Source organism: Abiotrophia defectiva ATCC 49176 (assembly GCF_000160075.2).
GTDB classification, from domain to species: Bacteria; Bacillota; Bacilli; order Lactobacillales; family Aerococcaceae; genus Abiotrophia; species Abiotrophia defectiva.
Map to the genome: position 1 here is coordinate 1,138,165 of NZ_KI535340.1, position 17,578 is coordinate 1,155,742.

General features: G+C 52.5%; 16 protein-coding genes. All 16 read left to right on the forward strand.

Features of this window, described 5'->3' with window-relative positions:
* The first annotated feature begins 2 nt into the window (after window positions 1-2).
* A complete protein-coding gene (locus GCWU000182_RS05280) occupies window positions 3-1,835 on the forward strand; it encodes a molecular chaperone HscC (RefSeq protein ID WP_023391756.1) in 1,833 nt (610 codons plus the stop codon).
* The gene (locus tag GCWU000182_RS05285) at window positions 1,828-3,609 is read left to right on the forward strand and encodes a DnaJ domain protein (RefSeq protein WP_023391757.1); all 1,782 of its coding nucleotides are present in this window, start codon (window positions 1,828-1,830) and stop codon (window positions 3,607-3,609) included. The genes GCWU000182_RS05280 and GCWU000182_RS05285 overlap by 8 nt, the downstream gene beginning before the upstream one ends.
* A gap of 789 nt (window positions 3,610-4,398) precedes the next feature.
* Window positions 4,399-4,833: a fatty acid biosynthesis transcriptional regulator FabT gene (gene fabT / locus GCWU000182_RS05295; protein ID WP_023391759.1), complete on the forward strand. Its 435-nt coding sequence runs from the start codon at window positions 4,399-4,401 to the stop codon at window positions 4,831-4,833.
* Between the two features lies 1 nt (window position 4,834).
* Entirely contained in the window at window positions 4,835-5,782 is a 948-nt protein-coding gene (locus GCWU000182_RS05300; RefSeq protein WP_023391760.1) for a beta-ketoacyl-ACP synthase 3, read from the forward strand.
* Window positions 5,783-5,822: 40 nt separating this feature from the next.
* Window positions 5,823-6,041: an acyl carrier protein gene (locus GCWU000182_RS05305; RefSeq protein ID WP_023391761.1), complete on the forward strand. Its 219-nt coding sequence runs from the start codon at window positions 5,823-5,825 to the stop codon at window positions 6,039-6,041.
* 30 nt (window positions 6,042-6,071) lie between these two features.
* Window positions 6,072-7,031: an enoyl-[acyl-carrier-protein] reductase FabK gene (fabK, locus tag GCWU000182_RS05310; RefSeq protein WP_023391762.1), complete on the forward strand. Its 960-nt coding sequence runs from the start codon at window positions 6,072-6,074 to the stop codon at window positions 7,029-7,031.
* A gap of 163 nt (window positions 7,032-7,194) precedes the next feature.
* Window positions 7,195-8,139 (forward strand): ACP S-malonyltransferase, encoded by a 945-nt coding sequence (locus GCWU000182_RS05315; protein ID WP_023391763.1) that lies wholly within the window; start codon window positions 7,195-7,197, stop codon window positions 8,137-8,139.
* The gene (fabG, locus tag GCWU000182_RS05320; RefSeq protein WP_023391764.1) at window positions 8,140-8,862 is read left to right on the forward strand and encodes a 3-oxoacyl-[acyl-carrier-protein] reductase; all 723 of its coding nucleotides are present in this window, start codon (window positions 8,140-8,142) and stop codon (window positions 8,860-8,862) included.
* A 36-nt stretch (window positions 8,863-8,898) separates the two neighbouring features.
* Window positions 8,899-10,134, forward strand: coding sequence for a beta-ketoacyl-ACP synthase II (gene fabF, locus GCWU000182_RS05325; protein ID WP_023391765.1), 1,236 nt, complete (start codon window positions 8,899-8,901; stop codon window positions 10,132-10,134).
* A 2-nt stretch (window positions 10,135-10,136) separates the two neighbouring features.
* A complete protein-coding gene (accB, locus tag GCWU000182_RS05330; RefSeq protein ID WP_023391766.1) occupies window positions 10,137-10,631 on the forward strand; it encodes an acetyl-CoA carboxylase biotin carboxyl carrier protein in 495 nt (164 codons plus the stop codon).
* Window positions 10,632-10,669: 38 nt separating this feature from the next.
* Window positions 10,670-11,104, forward strand: a complete 435-nt coding sequence (gene fabZ, locus GCWU000182_RS05335; protein ID WP_023391767.1) for a 3-hydroxyacyl-ACP dehydratase FabZ — start codon at window positions 10,670-10,672, stop codon at window positions 11,102-11,104.
* 1 nt (window position 11,105) lies between these two features.
* The gene (gene accC / locus GCWU000182_RS05340) at window positions 11,106-12,497 is read left to right on the forward strand and encodes an acetyl-CoA carboxylase biotin carboxylase subunit (protein ID WP_023391768.1); all 1,392 of its coding nucleotides are present in this window, start codon (window positions 11,106-11,108) and stop codon (window positions 12,495-12,497) included.
* A gap of 3 nt (window positions 12,498-12,500) precedes the next feature.
* Window positions 12,501-13,364 (forward strand): acetyl-CoA carboxylase, carboxyltransferase subunit beta, encoded by an 864-nt coding sequence (gene accD, locus GCWU000182_RS05345; protein ID WP_023391769.1) that lies wholly within the window; start codon window positions 12,501-12,503, stop codon window positions 13,362-13,364.
* The gene (gene accA / locus GCWU000182_RS05350) at window positions 13,361-14,143 is read left to right on the forward strand and encodes a carboxyltransferase subunit alpha (RefSeq protein ID WP_023391770.1); all 783 of its coding nucleotides are present in this window, start codon (window positions 13,361-13,363) and stop codon (window positions 14,141-14,143) included. The genes accD and accA overlap by 4 nt, the downstream gene beginning before the upstream one ends.
* 686 nt (window positions 14,144-14,829) lie before the next feature.
* On the forward strand, window positions 14,830-16,467 hold the full coding sequence (locus GCWU000182_RS05355; RefSeq protein WP_023391772.1) for a peptide ABC transporter substrate-binding protein: 1,638 nt from the start codon (window positions 14,830-14,832) through the stop codon (window positions 16,465-16,467).
* Window positions 16,468-16,881: 414 nt separating this feature from the next.
* The coding region (locus GCWU000182_RS05365) for an IS256 family transposase (RefSeq protein ID WP_023391774.1) at window positions 16,882-17,578 on the forward strand (697 nt) is incomplete at its 3' end.

The window sequence follows — 17,578 nt, forward strand, 5'->3', positions numbered from 1 at the left end:
TTATGACAGTTATCGGTATTGACTTAGGTACCACCAACAGCTTGGCGGTGGCCTATAGTGACGGGCAAGTTCGCATGATTCCCAATAGTTTTGGGGAATATTTGACCCCGAGTGTGGTCTACTATGACGGGTCGGAAATCCAAGTCGGTAAGATTGCCCGGGAGAAATTAGTAACCCATCCTCAAGACACCGCCCAACTCTTCAAGCTCCATATGGGGGCCAACCGCCAAATTACCTTGTCCAAACGGGCCTTCCAGCCGGAAGAATTGTCAGCCTGTGTCCTCAAGCAGTTGGTGGCAGATGCCGAGGCCTTTTTAGGTCAGAAGGTGACCGAGCTGGTCATTAGTGTGCCGGCTTACTTCAACGCGGAGCAACGCCAAGCCACTAAGAAGGCGGGCGAATTGCTAGGTCTCAAGGTAGAACGTCTCATTAATGAGCCGTCTGCAGCAGCCATTGCCTGTCACGAGGCAGATGAATTCGAGACCTTCGTGGTCTTCGACTTTGGGGGCGGGACCCTGGACGTGTCCGTGGTGGACTGCTTCGAAAATGTCATCTCCATTGCAGCCATCGCCGGGGATAACCACCTGGGCGGTAGCGACTTCGACCGATTGATTGCCCAGTATGTTTGCCGCAAAGCTGGGACTAACTTTGAGGCTCTCAACCGACGCACCCGCAACTCTCTGCTCTTGGCGGCCGAGCGGGTCAAGAAGCAATTGTCTGAATTCGAGTCAGTCAATATGCAGGTCCATCTGGAAGGCAAGTCCCACGAATACAAGATTACCAATGAATTATTGGCTGAAATCAGCCAGCCCCTCTTCAAACGCATGCGGGAGGTCATCCGTAAGGCCATTGTGGAAAGTAAGTTTGGCGCGGGCGAACTAGACCGCCTCATTCTAGTTGGGGGTTCTTCCTATATGCCAGTGGTGAAGGACTATCTCAAACGCCTGCTCAACCTACCAGTGATGAGCGGTCAGAAGATGGATGAGTTAGTGGCCCTAGGTTTAGGTCAGTATATCGGTATCAAGACCCGGGCCCAAGAGGTCAAGGACTTGGTGGTGACCGACATTTGTCCTTTCTCCCTGTCTACTTCGGTTCACAACTATGTGGATGAGGACAAGGATTTGTCTGACGTCCTGATTGCGCGCAACTCCGTTCTGCCTAGCAGCAAGACCCAGATTTATTCGCCAGTCCGTAAGGATCAGCCAACCATTCGCTTCAAGGTCTACCAGGGGGAAGCCATGTATGCCAAGGATAATCTCTTCCTGGGCTCGGTTCAGTTGCCGGTGCCTAGCAATGTTGACGACCAGTCCTTTGCGGTCACCTATTCCTATGACATCAACTCTATCCTCTATGTGGAAATCAAGACCGTGGCTACCGACGAAGTCAAAACCTACAAGCTGGGCCCTAACAAGAGCCTGGTAGCGGTGGATGCCACGGATACGGCCCATAAGGAAATCAAGGAGCTAGCCCTACAATTGGCTAGCCAACCAGAACGGGATGCCCTCTTTGAACGGGCCCTGCGTCTCTATCAAGAATTGAGCTTGGAGCAACAGCAAGACTTACAACTGACTCTCATGCGCTTCTCCCGTCTCTTTGCCCGTTATCAGAACAACCTGCTTAAGAAGCGGCAGCTGCTGGATTCAACCAATGACTACCTAGACCACCTAGAGTGGGGCTTGGATGCCGGCATGGGCGATATCTTCCGGGATGTGGAGTCTGACTGGGATCAAGATTCGGATTGGGACCAAGAATTAGAAGCCGAGCTAGACCGGACCGTCATGGAATTCCTCAATGAGGATAGTGAAACTGAGGAAGGGGAGGATGCCCATGGCTAAGACGCCCTGGCAAGTCTTAGGGCTAAGCGGGCCAACTGCGGATAAGAAGGCCATTAAGCGGGCCTACGCCCAACAAGTTAAGCTCTACCACCCAGAAGACCATCCGGAAGAATTCCAGGCCCTGCAGGCAGCCTATCAAGAAGCCCTCAAGCGGGCGACCGACTTAGCTGCTCAGGAAAGCAGGGAGGCAGGGGCGGATTTCTTAGGCGACCAGTCAGCAAGCAGCGGCCCAAGCGCCACTAGCAAAGCCGGCCGCCAGCCCACTCATGCCAGTGAGCAGTCTAAGGCCAAGCCGTCAGATCAGGGGCCAGCCCAGTCGGCTGACCAAAAGCCTAGCCAGTCGGCCGGCCCAAGTGGCCAAACCCAGTCCCAGTGGCAGGCCCCTCAGCAAACGACGCCTAAGTCTGAAACCAACTTAGACTGGTCGGACGCCAATCAGGGGCCAGAGGACAGCACCAGTAGCCAGTCCCTGTCCTGGTCAGCACCGCAAGACCAGGAGCCAGTCAGCCAGGCTCATTTAAGCTGGCAGGACCAGCCAGAGGACAGTCGCCAGTCGGGTAGCCTCAACTGGCAGGACCAGCCTGAGGACAGTCGTCAGTCGGGCAGCCTTAACTGGCAAGACCTAGCTGAAGAAGGCCGCCAATCGGGCAACCTCAGTTGGCAAGACCAAGCTGATGAAGGCCGCCAGTCGGGCAGCCTCAACTGGCAAGACCAAGCAGAAGAGCGCCGCCAAACAGGCAAGCTCAGCTGGGATGACAGCCAGTCCGATAGTTCTTTGGGGGACTTGGACGAGTTGGAGGCTGACGACCCCATTTTCTCTGAATTGGAAGAGCCCGAGCAGGACCTTTTCCGCCAGGAGGAGCTGGAGCCTGCGGACTACCAGCCGTCCATGGACTTCAATCTGGACTATCAAGTTGACATTCAGCAGCTTTTGGCTCCGCTCAGAGGCTTCCTGGATGACCAGGACCTAGAAGGCTTGCTGACCAACCAAGCCCTTATGGCGCAAATTCGTCAGCATGACCAGAAAGAAGCATTAGACCAGGCCCTTACCCGCCTAGTCCTGACCCAGAATCGTCGCAAGCGCAAGCGGGTCAAGCAACTGGCCCAGCAATATGGCCTGACCCATTTGCTTAAGAAGAGCAAGCAGGGCTTCCGTCTACCTTATTGGCCTATGTGGCGCTTGATTTTGGCTGGGCTTGCCTTTTTACTGGCAGCTATCTTCGGACGCTTTACCGGCTCGGGTCCTAGCCATCCTATTCCGCCGCGCAAACCAGCGGTCGATGTCGGCAAGTTGGCCGTCATTAGCTATGACCCTATTTCCATTCCGAGTTTTAGTCTGGATTTGTCCGGCCTAGATCAAATGGGAGAGAGTGGTCGTCTTGAAGGGCCGGAGGGCAATCAGAGCCTCTGGATTGGGGAAGAAGAGCGCCTGACCGGCATTAAGCAGGCTTGGTCTGTGACTCGGACTGCCACCCTCTACCAGACCCAGTCCGGCTATGCCCTCCACCTACGGGCCAAGGACAAGCTGATAGATTTTAAGGACTACCAGGCCATGCGCCAGGTGAAGGCCTTTAATGACCAGGGGACCCAGAAACCGGCCCTAATCGGTCAAGACAAGTCCAGCCAGCAATGGTACCTAGTGGACCTATCTTCGGGTAAAGTTCTGGCTGCCGTTAGTGGGGCAGCGCCTGAGCAGGGAGACACCAGCATGGGCGTCCACTACAGCCAGCAAGGAGACCTAGTTAAGGCCCAATGGGAGCGCCTGCCCCAATAAGTTCTCAAGCCTTATAGCCAGCCAGCAAGCCAGCCTTGCTGGCTTTTTTGTATGGAGCTAGTGGGCCACTAGCTTCCACCAAACCGGCGAATTCCCCTGGTTTCCAGCAAAAACAAAGGAGCCAGTGGACCACTCGAGAAAGTGGACCACTAGCTCAGACCAAACCGGCGAATTCCCCTGATTTTCGGCAAAAACAAAGGAGCCAGTGGACCACTCGAGAAAGTGGACCACTAGCTCACGCCAAACCGGCGAATTCCCCCGATTTCCGGCAAAAACAGAGGAGCTAGTGGACCACTCGAGAAAGTGGACCACTAGCTCAGACCAAACCGGCGAATTCCCCTGATTTCCGGCAAAAACAAAGGAGCCAGTGGTCCACTCTGGCAAGTGGACCACTGGCTCAGTCAAAAACGGCGCTTTCCCCTGAATTCCGGCAAAAACAAAGGAGCCAGTGGACCACTCTGGAAAGTGGGCCACTAGCTCCCACCAAACCGGCGCCTATCCCTGTTTTTGATTGCTATCTACAAGTCACAAGCCCTTAAGCCCGGCTCAGCCACAAGGTAAGGGCTTTTCAGTCACTTTCTGTCTCTAAGGCAACAAGAAGATGACAAAAAGTCCTGCAAACGCGACCATGCCTGATTTATCAAGGCTAGGGCCCCATAAGGCCTGTCAGGGCCTAGCACATGTGTTGACAGATGCGCAGACTTTCGATAAACTTTGATTATCAAATAGTTTGATATTCAAAATAAGTTAAAGGGGTGATAGTGAGTGGACCATTCGACCATTTTTGAAATGAACGAATTTTTGGTCTCTATCTTTAATGAAATTCTGTTAATTGAAGAAACTTCGCTCAAGATGAGTGAGTTTTCGGATTTATCAATCAAGGAAATGCATACGATTGAAGCTATTGGTTTGGGCGGCAACTTGAGCTCCTCGGAGGTGGCTAAGAAAATTGCCATCACCATGGGGACCCTGTCAGTGTCCATCCAAAACTTAGTAAAAAAAGGCTATGTTGAGCGTGTGTCCTCACCCAGCGATCGCCGGGTGGTGCTACTTAAGCTAACTAAGCGGGGTAAATTACTCTATCGGATCCACCGCAAGTTCCATTTGAACATGGTATCCGAGACCCTCAACGGCATGGAGCCTGAAGAGGCTGCCACCCTAGTCAAGGGCCTACGTAATTTACATCGTTTCTTGGACAACGCTAAACAACGATTAGGAGAGTAAGATGAGTCGTATTATTGCAACAGGTGCTTATTTACCTGGACAAGCCTGGTCTAACGACCAATTAATCAATGCTTATCAACTAGAATCCAGTGACGAGTGGATTGTCCAACGGACAGGAATTCACCAACGTTACTTCGCAGCTGAGCACGAAACCGTCGCGATGATGGCGAGTGAGGCGGCCAAGCAATTATTGAAGAATTTATCCCCTGACATTGTCAGCCAAATTCGTCATATTGTCGTCGCAACCATGTCGGCTAAGGCTGCGACCCCATCTATTGCCTGCCAAGTGCAAGCCATGATTGGGGCAGAAGGAGCTTGGGGCTTTGACCTCAATGGCGCCTGTTCTGGTTTTGTAATGGCGATGGAAGTAGCCAACCGCCTGGCAGCTAGCCAGACCCAAGGTTACACCCTGGTCATCGGTGCTGAGAAGATGAGTCAGATTGTGGATCTGACAGACCGTACCACTGCCGTCTTGTTCGGTGATGGGGCGGGGGCTGTCCTGATTCAACATGATGGTCAAGAACTCAGCGGCTATGCCAGTCAACTCTTTGCCCAAGGAACAGGGGGCGCGGCCATTGAGGTCCATGAAGCGTCCGATGGTCAATGGGCTATGCAAATGCAAGGGCGTGACGTCTTCAATTTCGTCAAACGAACCGTCATCAAAACCCTGGCAAACTTTATTGAGCAGAATGATTTTGATATTGACTATTTGATTTGTCACCAAGCGAACCAACGCTTGTTAAATCTGATTGCGGACAAGTTGTCCCTAGAAGAAGACAAGGTACCTGCCAATATTGCCCAAGCGGCCAATACCTCAGCAGGCTCTATCCCAATTCTCCTAGACCAACTGGTTCGTGACGGACGATTGCGACTGGATGGAACGCAGTCCATTATCCTAAGTGGCTTCGGTGCTGGCTTAGCCTGGGGTCACCTACACCTTTCCATCTAAGAATCAAAAAATATTATTTATTTAATGGAGGAAGATTATTATGACATTTGAAAAAGTACAAGCGATTATTGCCAACCAATTAGGGATCGACGAAGCAGAAGTACAATTAACTACCGACTTCGAAAACGACTTGAAAGCTGACAGCTTAGACGTATTCCAAATCATCAGCGAAATCGAAGATGAATTAGACATCACCATCGACACTGACCAAAACTTGAAGACTGTTCAAGACTTAGTAAACTACATCGACTCTTTATAATCAATTTTTCTTAAAGTTAGGACTGAAGGTATGAAAACAGCTATTACGGAGTTATTAAACATTGAATATCCAATTGTTCAAGGCGCAATGGCTTGGGTAGCAGACGCTGATTTAGCAAGCGCGGTATCAAATGCAGGCGGCTTAGGGGTAATCGGGACTGGTCACGACAATGTGGACACAGTTCGCGCTAAGGTAGAGGCAATGTTTGCTAAAACCGACAAACCATTCGCTGTCAATGTAATGTTATTGAACCCACATGTGGAAGAAGTGGTAGACTACTTAATCGCATCTGGCGTCAAAATCATTACCACTGGTGCAGGGAACCCAAGTAAGTACATGCAGCGCTTCGAAGAAGCGGGCATTAGCCTGATTCCAGTAGTAGCGTCTGTGGCCTTGGCCAAACGTATGGAACGCATCGGCGCCAAAGCAGTGGTGGTCGAAGGTATGGAAGCAGGGGGCCACATCGGCAAACTGACTACCATGGCCTTGGTTCCTCAAGTGGTGGATGCCGTTAATATTCCAGTCATCGCTGCCGGCGGGATTGGGGACGGACGTGCCATGGCAGCAGCCTTCATGTTGGGGGCTTCCGCGGTTCAAGTGGGGACTCGCTTTGTTGTAGCGCATGAGTCCAACGCTCATGACAACTTCAAGCAAGCCATCATTAAGGCCAAAGACATCGAAACCGTCGTGACCGGTCAAATTACCGGCCACCCAGTACGGGTCTTGCGTAACGCCTTAACCACCGAATACCTCCAAGCGGAAAAAGAAGAAACCAGCAAGGCAGAGCCAGACTTTGAACGATTGAACAAAATCGGTAAAGGCGCCCTTCGCCGTGCGGTAGTCGAAGGTGACGTTAAGACAGGTTCCCTCATGGCCGGCCAGATTGCTGGTTTAATCTCTAAGGAACAATCCTGTCACGACATCATCCAAGAATACTTGGCAGAATGCCGTCAGACCATTCAAGCTAAGCTTGACTTGGTCAATCAATAATTGATATTTCCTTTCCTGCTGGCCGGCACCCCCTAGCTGGCCAGTAGGCGAACCAAAGAGCTTGCTCTGACTTTATCCCTCTTAGGAGTGAGCTCTGGCCTTCGGGCCTTTTATATTATGATCGCAAAGAAAACGAACTATAACTGAGGATAGGAGTCAGTGTATGAAACTAGCACTTATCTTTAATGGCCAAGGTGCCCACTATGCGGGCATGGGAATGGACTTCGACCGTCAATTTCCCCAAGCCAGCGCTGTCTATGAGCAGGCAGAAGCGGTGACCGGTTGGCCCTTAAGAGAATGGATCCAACAAGAACCTGAACGCTTCGGCCAGACCCGCTATGCCCAAGTCGCTATCACGTCGACCAGCCTAGCTATCTACCGCAGCATCCAAGACTTGTTACCACCTGTAAGCTATATGGCCGGATTGAGCCTAGGTGAATATTCCGCCCTGGTTGCCAGTGGTGCCCTAGACCAAGCCAGCGCCTTTGCCTTATTGCAGGAACGTGGCGAACTCATGTCCAGACAATGCGAAGCCCTAGCCAGCGACAGTCCATGCCAAATGGCGGCGGTCATGGGTGTACCTTATGAAGAATGTCAAGCCTTGGTAGCCCAAGTGGCCGATCAAGAGCCGCTCTACATTGCCAATATCAACTCTTCAGCCCAAATCATCGTGGCTGGGACCATTTCGGCGGTTGAGCGCTTCAAGGAAATCGCCAAAGCTGCCGGCTACAAGAAAGTCATCCCCCTCAAAGTCGAAGGACCTTTCCATAGTCCCTTGATGGCCAATGCCCAAGAAGCCATGGCCCAAGCCTTGGAAAAAGTGACCTTCAAGCAAGGGGACGTGCCCGTCATCAGCAACACCACGCTAGACCTTCATCAGCCTGAAAGCCTCTCCCAAGTACTTGTTCGACATCTTGTTGAGCCAGTTTACTGGAAGCAAACCATTGATAAATTGGTTGAAGAAGGTGTGACTCACCTAGTTCAAATCGGTCCCGGCAATACCTTAGCCGGCCTACTCAAACGCGAAGGCCTGCCTCTCAAGGTACAAGTCCTGGACAAAGTCGAAGACCTCGACGCCCTCAAAAACTTTTTAACGGAGGAAGAATAAATGACCTTAACCTGTTTGATTACGGGCAGCTCCCGCGGGATTGGCTTAGCCATTGCCCACCACTTAGCGGCTAAAGGCCACCGTGTCATCTTGAACAGCCGTAGTCCCATTGCCCCTGAAGTCTTAGCCCAATTTGACGGCTATGAGCAACCAGTCTTACAAGCGACTGGCGACATCAGCCAATTCGAGGTAGCTAAGCAATTAGTGGACGACCTCTATGACCAAGGCATCCAAGTCGACGTATTGGTCAACAACGCCGGTATTACCCGCGACGGTTTGGTTATGCGCATGAGCGAAGAAGACTTCAATGCGGTCATCCAAACCAACTTGAACGGCTGCTTCAACATGTGCCGTCACTTGACCCCACGTCTCTTGAAGCAAAAGGGCGGCCGCATTATCAACATGACCTCTGTTGTAGGGGTCATGGGCAATGCGGGTCAGGTCAACTATGCAGCCTCTAAGGCTGGTATGATTGGTTTGACCAAGTCCCTAGCTCGCGAAGTGGCTAGCCGTGGCATCACCGTCAACGCCATCGCCCCAGGCTTTATCGAAACTGACATGACCGATCAATTATCTGATCGCGTCAAGGAAGCCATGTTAGGCCAAATCCCACTCAAACGCTTTGGCCAAGTGGAACATATCGCCCAAACTGTCGACTTCTTAATCGACAATGACTACATCACAGGCCAAGTCATCGAAGTCAACGGTGGCTTGCACATCTAAGGTCTGATTCCTAGACCCGCACTACAGGAGGTAATTATGCAACGAGTTGTCGTAACAGGTTTGGGGACTGTCTCCCCAATTGGTAACAATGTCGCCGCATTCTGGGACAGCATGCGCCATGACAAGGGCGGTATCGCGCCTATCACTAAATTCGACCACAGTGGCTCTAGCGTCTCTGTGGCCGGCGAAGTCAAAGACTTCGACCCAAGTCCCGTCTTAGACCGTCGGGAAACCCAACGGATGGACTTCTTCTCCCAATATGCCGTAGTAGCATCAGTAGAAGCAGTCGAAGACTCCGGCTACAAGATTGAAGACAATGCCCACCGGGTAGGGGTCTTAGTCAGCTCTGGGATCGGGGGCTTAATCGAAATCGAAAAAGGCATCCGTAAGATGATTGAGAAGGGCGCTAAACGTATTCCGCCACTCTTCGTGCCACTGACCATCGGGAACATGGCCTCTGGTAATATTTCTATGAAGTTAGGCATCAAGGGCCCAAGCTTGGACATCGTGACAGCCTGTGCCTCTGCTACTAACTCTATCGGGGAAGCCTTCCTCAAGATCAAGACAGGCCTCTTGGATGCCTGCTTGGCAGGTGGGGCAGAAGCTACCATCTGTGAAATCGGGATTGGCGGCTTCGCAGCCTTGACAGCCTTGTCCACCAACCAAGACCCAGCCACTGCTTCCCGTCCTTTTGACAAGGACCGCGATGGCTTCGTTATGGGTGAAGGGGCCGGTGTCCTCTTCCTGGAATCCCTGGAGTCTGCCCAAGCTCGTGGCGCCCACATCTATGCTGAATTAGTGGGTTACGGGGCTAACTCAGACGCCTACCACATGACTGCTCCAACCCCAGACGGGTCTGGCGCCGGTGAATGTATCAAGCAAGCTTTGGCTATGGCCGGGCTCAACGCTGAAGACGTGGACTACATCAATGCCCACGGGACCAGCACCCCAACCAATGACAAGGGTGAAACTCAAGCCATCAAGTATGCTTTGGGCGATGCAGCTTACAAAGTGGCTGTATCCAGCTCTAAGGGCCACTTCGGTCACCTCTTAGGTGGTGCCGGTGGGGTAGAAGCCATTGTCTGCGTTAAGGCCTTGGAAGAAGGTTTCGTACCAGCGACCCTCGGTCTAGAAAATCCAGAAGAAGGCTGTGACCTGGACTATGTCCCAGGCCATGGACGCCAACAAGACATCCAAGTTGCCCTGTCTAACTCCCTGGGCTTTGGCGGTCACAATGCGGTCCTCGCCTTCAAACGATGGGATGGTAAGTAAGCATGCAATATGAAGAACTCGTCAAATTAATCGACAAACTCGATCAGTCTAGCCTGGCCTACTTCGAATTCACCAATGACAATGAGCGTCTGCTCTTGGCTAAGGAAGTGCCACAAGTGGCAGCGCCAGCTCCAGTCGTGGTGACCGATGTGACCGAATCGGCTGCCCTAACAGCACCTGCTAGCCTGGCGGCCCCAGCCCCTGTGGCGGTGCCGGAAGTGGTAGAAGCGCCTGCAGCTCCTGCGCCAGCGCCAGCAGCCGCTGGTAAGGAGGTGCCAGCCCCTATGGTAGGGGTAGTCTACCTGCAAGCCAACCCAGATGCGGATCCTTACGTGCAAGTAGGCGACAGCGTCAAGAAGGGCCAAGTCCTCTGCTTGATTGAAGCCATGAAGCTCATGAATGAGATTGTGGCCCCTCAAGACGGCGTGGTCTCTGCTATCTTAGTTGAAAATGAAAACATCGTGGAATACGGCCAAGCCCTCTTCCGCATTAGCTAATCCCCAAACATAACCCCCCAAAGAAAAGAGGAATAAACATGACTTTATTAACTGCTCAACAAGTAATGGACATTATCCCTAACCGTTACCCAATCTTCTTCATCGACGCTGTGGATGAGTTGATTCCAGGTGAAAAAATCGTCTGCCGTAAGAACGTGACCATCAACGAACAAGTCTTCCAAGGTCACTTCCCAGGCGAGCCTGTTTTACCAGGTGTTTACATCTGCGAAGCTTTAGCCCAAGCAGGTTCTATCCCACTCTTGCAAATGGAAGGTTTCCAAGGCAAGACCGCTTACCTAGGTGGCTTGAACAAGGTAAAATTCCGTCAAAAAGTCGTACCTGGTGACGTCCTTCGTCTCCAAGTAGATATCGTCAAATTGCGTAAGAACGCAGGGATTGGTTACGGCCAAGCCTTCGTTGGCGACAAGAAAGTTGCGGAAGCAGAAATGACCTTCATTATCGGAGCAAAATAATATGTTTAAAAAAGTGTTAGTCGCCAACCGTGGTGAGATTGCAGTCCGAATCATTCGGGCCCTGCGCGAAATGAATATTACGTCGGTGGCGGTCTATAGCGAGGCAGACCGGGAGGCCCTTCATACCCAATTAGCGGATGAAGCCATCTGTATCGGGCCTGCCAAGGGCTTAGACTCCTACGCCAACCCAGTGGCCATTCTGTCCGCTGCCATGGTGACGGGGGCTGACGCCATCCACCCAGGCTACGGCTTCTTATCCGAGCGTAGCGATTTCGTTGCCCTCTGTGAAGAGGTCAATATCAAATTCATTGGCCCTAAGAGCCACATTATCGAAGCCATGGGGAACAAGCAAAATGCCCGCAACACCATGAAGGCAGCCGGCGTGCCCATCACGCCAGGTTCCGACGGCTTGGTGCATAGCTTAGAAGAAGCCCATGCCATCGCCCAAAAGATTGGCTTCCCCTTGATTATCAAGGCAGCCGACGGTGGGGGCGGTAAGGGCATGCGCCGGGTGGAAGATCCTAAGGATTTTGAAGCCCTCTTCCTCCAAGCCCAGAACGAAACCCAGTCGGTCTACGGTAACCAAGATCTCTATATCGAGAAAATCATCTACCCAGCCCGCCATATCGAAGTCCAACTTCTGGGCGACGAGCATGGCCATGTCATCCACCTGGGTGAACGGGACTGCTCCCTGCAACGTAATAACCAGAAGGTCATTGAGTTTGCGCCCGCTGTCTGCCTAGATGAGGACACTCGTCAGGCCATCTGTGGGGCAGCCGTTAAGGCCGCTTCGGCCATTGGCTACACCAATGCCGGGACCATCGAGTTCCTCTTGGCTGACAATGGCGAATTTTACTTCATGGAAATGAACACCCGACTGCAAGTGGAGCATCCGGTGACCGAGATGATTACCGGGGTCGACATCGTCCAAGAACAGATTAAAATCGCCATGGGGCAGCCCCTGTCTTATAAACAAGAGGACATTGTCTTGTCAGGGTTTGCCATTGAGTGCCGCTTGAATGCGGAGGATCCCCTTCATCAATTCCGTCCGGCTGCTGGCCATATCAAGCAGCTAGTCCTACCGTCTGGCGGTATGGGCTTGCGGGTGGAGTCAGGAATCTATCCTCAATACACCTTGCCACCTTTCTATGATTCCATGATTGCTAAAATCATTGTCCACCAACCAAGTCGTGAGGCGGCCTTCCGACTGATGGAACGGGCCCTCTATGAAGTGGCCGTGGATGGACTGGTAACCAACGTGGAATTGCTAGAAGCCATGGTGGCGGATTCCCACATCCAAGCGGATGATTACCACACCAAGTGGTTAGAAGAAAGCTTCATGCCAGCCTGGCTGGACTTCCAGAAAGAGGCTGAAGCAACAGAGGAGGCCTAGTAAATGGCATTATTTCGTCGTAATAAAACCATTCAACTGAATGCGGACGCCGTAGCAAAATATTCGGATAAGGTCGCCCAAATCCCAGATGATTTGATGGCCCGCTGTCCTAAGTGCCACAAGGTCTACTTCACCAAGCAGAAGCCTGAGGACTACTGCTGCATGCACTGCCACCACCATTTGCCATTTCCGGCTATGGAACGGATTGACTGGCTAGTGGATGAGGGCAGCTTCCAAGAAATCAACGCCGATCTCTGGAATGACAATCCCCTAGGTTTTCCTAAGTATTCTGAAAAATTAGCCAAGCTGCAGGAAGCGACTGGCCTTAAGGAGGCCATCGTGACCGGGACAGCCCGCCTGGATGGTCATGCCTTGGCCCTAGGCGTCATGGATAGCCGCTTCGTCATGGCCTCCATGGGGACGGCCGTAGGGGAGAAGCTGGTTCAACTCTTTGACCTGGCGACGGCCCAAGGCCTGCCGGTTGTGCTCTATATCGCTTCTGGTGGGGCCCGCATGCAGGAAGGCATCCTGTCCCTCATGCAAATGGCCAAGGTCAGCCAAGCCGTAGCCCGTCATTCGGCGGCCGGCGGCTTCTACTGTGCGGTTCTGACCCATCCGACGACCGGTGGGGTCACGGCCAGCTTCGCCATGCAGGGGGATGTCATCCTGGCTGAGCCAGATGCGACCGTCGGCTTTGCCGGCAAACGGGTCATCGAGCAGACCCTGCGCAAGCCTTTGCCTGATGATTTCCAGGCGGCTGAGACCGTCCTAGGCTATGGCTTTATCGACCAAATCGTGCCCCGCGACCGCCAAAAGCGGCTGCTGGCGCAACTCTTGACCATTCACGAGGGAGGGAAGGCTGAATGAAGGCTTATCAAATTGTCCAAAAAGCCCGCGACATTAAGCGAATCTCCACCTCGGATGTGATTGGGGCCCTCTGTGGCGACGACTTCATCGAGTGCCACGGCGACCGCATTATGGGCGATGACGCGGCCATTATCGGCGGCGTGGGCCTGGTGGACGACCAGCCCATGACCATTATCGGTATTCAAAAGGGCAAGACCACCAAGGAAAACATCAAGCGCAACTTCGGTTCAGCCAGTCCTGCTGGCTACCGTAAGGCCCAACGTCTGATGAAGCAGGCTGAAAAATTCGGCCGGCCCATCCTGACGTTGATTAACACGGCCGGCGCCTTCTGTTCGCCTGAGTCCGAGGAAAATGGGATTGGGGAAGCCATTGCCTCTTCCTTGTTGCTTATGAGTGAACTGACCGTGCCGACCATTGCCATTATCCTAGGTGAGGGCGGGAGCGGCGGTGCCATTGCCCTGGCCCTAGCCGACCAAGTCTGGATGCTGGAGAACGCTATTTACTCGATCTTGTCGCCTGAAGGCTTCGCTTCGATCTTATGGAAAGACGCCAAGCAAGCCGGCAAGGCCGCCGACATGATGAAATTGACGGCGACTGAACTCTTGGACTTGAAGGTTATCGACCGCATAGTGCCCGAGACCTACAACTCCAAGCCCGTGGAAAATGACGTCCTCTTAGAGCGCCTCAGCCACTTGATCAAGCGCGAATTTAAGAAACTAGGCCAAAAAACGGCCCAAGAGCGTCTGGCCCAACGCCAAGACCGCTTCAAGCAATTTTAGGAATTGTGACAGCCCGGGCCTAGCCCGGGCTTTTGTGTGGCGTGGGGTGCCGGTAGCTAGGGGAGGGCAGAAAATCCGTGAGCTAGCCGATTTGAAAAAAGCCCCCAGTACCTAATGAGGCAGAATATAGTTTGGGAAGAGGCCAAAACTGGGGTACAAGCTAGGGAAAAGGCAGAATATAGTTTGGTAAGAGGCCAAAACTGGGGTAGAAGCTAGGGAAAAGGCAGAAATTAGTCTGGGAAGAGGCCGAAACTGGGCAGAAGCTAGGGAAAAGGCAGAAAGCAACCCAGGAGATGGCTGAAACCGAGACAGAAGCCCCGAACAGCCGCGAGCTAGTGGTCCACTCCGGAGAGTGGACCACTAGCTCCCTGGGAAAAGGCCGAAACCGGGTCAAAAACCCCGAAAAGATGCGAGCCAGTGGTCCACTCTGGCGAGTGGACCACTAGCTGCCTGGAAAAGTGCGGAAACCGTGTCAAAAGCCTGGAAAAGGTGCGAGCCAGTGGCCCACTCTGAAGAGTGGACCACTAGCTCCCCGGGAGGGGGCAGAAACCTAGTAAGAAGCCCGCCTTTCCACTATAGCTGAGCCCTATAACCCGTCATAGAAACTAAATGATTGACTATTGGCGGCAAAAGGGCTAGAATATTCTCATGATGATTAGAATGAAAACTCAATAGGAGGTTCTTTAATGAAATTAAAAGCATTGAAACGTTCCGCCCTTGTGGCGACTTTACTGGCTAGCTTTGTGGCTGGCCCTGTGACAAGCTTTGCCCAACCAGCTGGCGTTGATGCCTCTGTGGAGCAAAAGCTCAGCATCGCGACTCAAGGGGAGCTGGCTACTTTGGACAGCGCCCTCTACAATGACGTGCCAAGTTCTGACATGATTGGTCAGGTCTTCGAAGGCCTTTACCGGGTGAAGAACGGGACCGAAGTGGAGTTCGGCCAAGCTGAATCCGTCAAAGTCTCTGACGACGGCTTGACCTACACCTTTACCTTGCGCGACGGCCTCAAATGGAGTGACGGCAGCCCGGTGACGGCGGCCGACTTCGAGTACAGCTACCAACGTCTGGCCGATCCTAAGTCTGGTGCCAGCGTCCAATCGGTTGACGTCTTCAAGAACGCAGCCGCAGTCCGCAAAGGCGAAAAAGAAGTCTCCGAATTAGGGGTCAAAGCCTTAGACGACAAGACCCTGGAAGTGACCTTGGAATACCCAGCGCCATACCTGCCAAAACTCTTGTCCGGTAGTCGCTACATGCCTGTCAGCAAGGCAGTTCACAGCGCCAAGGGCGACAAGTACGGGACCAGCGCTGACAATGTGGTCACCAACGGTCCTTTCACCATCCAAGACTGGAACGGGACCAACCTGGAGTGGAAATTGGTCAAGAACGACAACTACTGGGATGCGGCCAACGTTTACCTTAAGGATGTCCAAGTTCAAGTGATCAAAGAAAACTCTACCGGTGCCGACCTCTTCGATGCTGGCCAGTTGGACTACACCACTTTGACTGACCAATTTGTCCAAGAATACACTGGGGCTGACGATTTCCATACCGCTTCTAAAGCCACCATCGGTTACCTCAGCTTCAACACCCAACGGGAAGCGACCGCTAATGCCGACTTACGTCGCGCCATTGCCCAAGCTTTCGACAAGCAAGTCTATGCCGACTCTGTCATCCAAGACGGCTCCAAGGTCCTCAACAACCAAGTGCCTAAAGACTTCGACGTCAACGAGGCAGGCGAGGACTACCAAACAGCGGCTGGCCCAATGTTAGAGTATAACTTGGAAGCAGCTCAAGCTGACTGGGCTAAGGCCAAAGCAGCCCTAGGCAAGGACACCATTGAATTGCAATTGCTGACCTCTGACGTTGGCTTGTCCAAGCGGACAGCTGAGTTCTTGCAGGCTCAATTAGAAGCTAACTTGCCAGGTCTCAAGCTGACCATTTCCAGCGTGCCCCTCAAGAACCGTCTCGAGTTCCAACGTCAATCAGACTTTGACATCTTCTACGGGACTTGGGCGCCAGACTATCAAGATGCCCTCAACTTTATCGAGCAGTACAAGACTGGCGGCGGTATTAACTTCGCGAAATATTCCAATGCTGAATACGACAAACTAGTGGAGCAAGCCCGCAACGAATATGCCAACGACCCAGCTAAGCGTCGCCAAGCCTTAATCCAAGCCGAAACCATCGGCATTAAGCAAGACGCAGTCGCTGCGCCAATCTATCAATCTTCCACTTCTTACCTATTAAAAGCCCGCGTGAAAAACTTCGAAGTGATGCCATTCGGCCGTACCATTAACCTACGTCCGGTCTACGTGACAGAGTAATAAGGAAAAGAAAACAGAGAAAAGCCCGCACCACGGTGCGGGCTTTTTGTGTGGCTTGGAAGGGGTTTGGGGCAGAAGATAGGAAGAGGGCCGAAAATAGGACAAGAGCCCAGAAAAGCCGCGAGCTCCCCGGAAAAGGGCCGAAAGCAGGGCAAAAGCCGGGAAAAGGTGAGAGCCAGTGGCCCACTCCAAAGAGTGGACCACTAGCTGCCTGGAAAAGGGCCGAAACTGAGTCAAAAGCTAGGAAAAGCCATGAGCCAGTGGTCCACTTTGAAGAGTGGACCACTAGCTGCTTAGAATGGGGCGGAAACTGGGCCAAAAACCGATTAAGTCCCTATAATTGTGTAAAAAGAAAAAGCCAGGTAATCTCTGGTACAATGTAGTTGTCGGAAAACATTGAAAGAGGAGATTACCATGACTTACCTTAATATTAACCTAAAACTTGAAGAATTAACAGAGGCAGTTTTAAACAGTGACATGAACACGCTCATGAAGTCGCTGGCCATTACCGTCTTTAATGCCTACATGGAAGAAGAACGCCACCAGTTCATCCAAGCCGCACCCCATGAACGCTCCGACCAGCGCCAAGATTATCGCAACGGCTACTATGAACGCCAATGGACGCTATCCATCGGCACCCTTAAATTACAAGTCCCACGCACGCGTTCTGGCGAGTTCAAAACCGAACTCTTTGAACGTTACCAGCGCAACGAACAGGCCTTCCTGCTTTCCATGATGGAAATGGTGGTCAATGGGGTCTCAACACGCAAAGTCACTAAAATCGTGCAAGAACTGTGTGGCGAGACGGTTTCCAAGTCCTTTGTGTCAGACGTTATGAAGCGGCTAGATCCTGAGATTGAAGCTTTCAAAAATCGGACCCTGACCCACAGCCACTTTCGCTATCTCTACCTCGATGCCCTTTACATTAAGGTGCGTGAAGAGGGTCGTGTGGTATCCAAGGCGGTCTACCTAGCTCAAGGCGTCAACGAGGCCAACAAGCGCGAAATCATCGGCTTTTGGGTGTCAGAAGAAGAAAGCAAAGAGGCTTGGCTGACCTTCCTTCAGTCCCTGCGAGCCCGTGGTTTGAGCCAGCCCACCCTGATTATTTCAG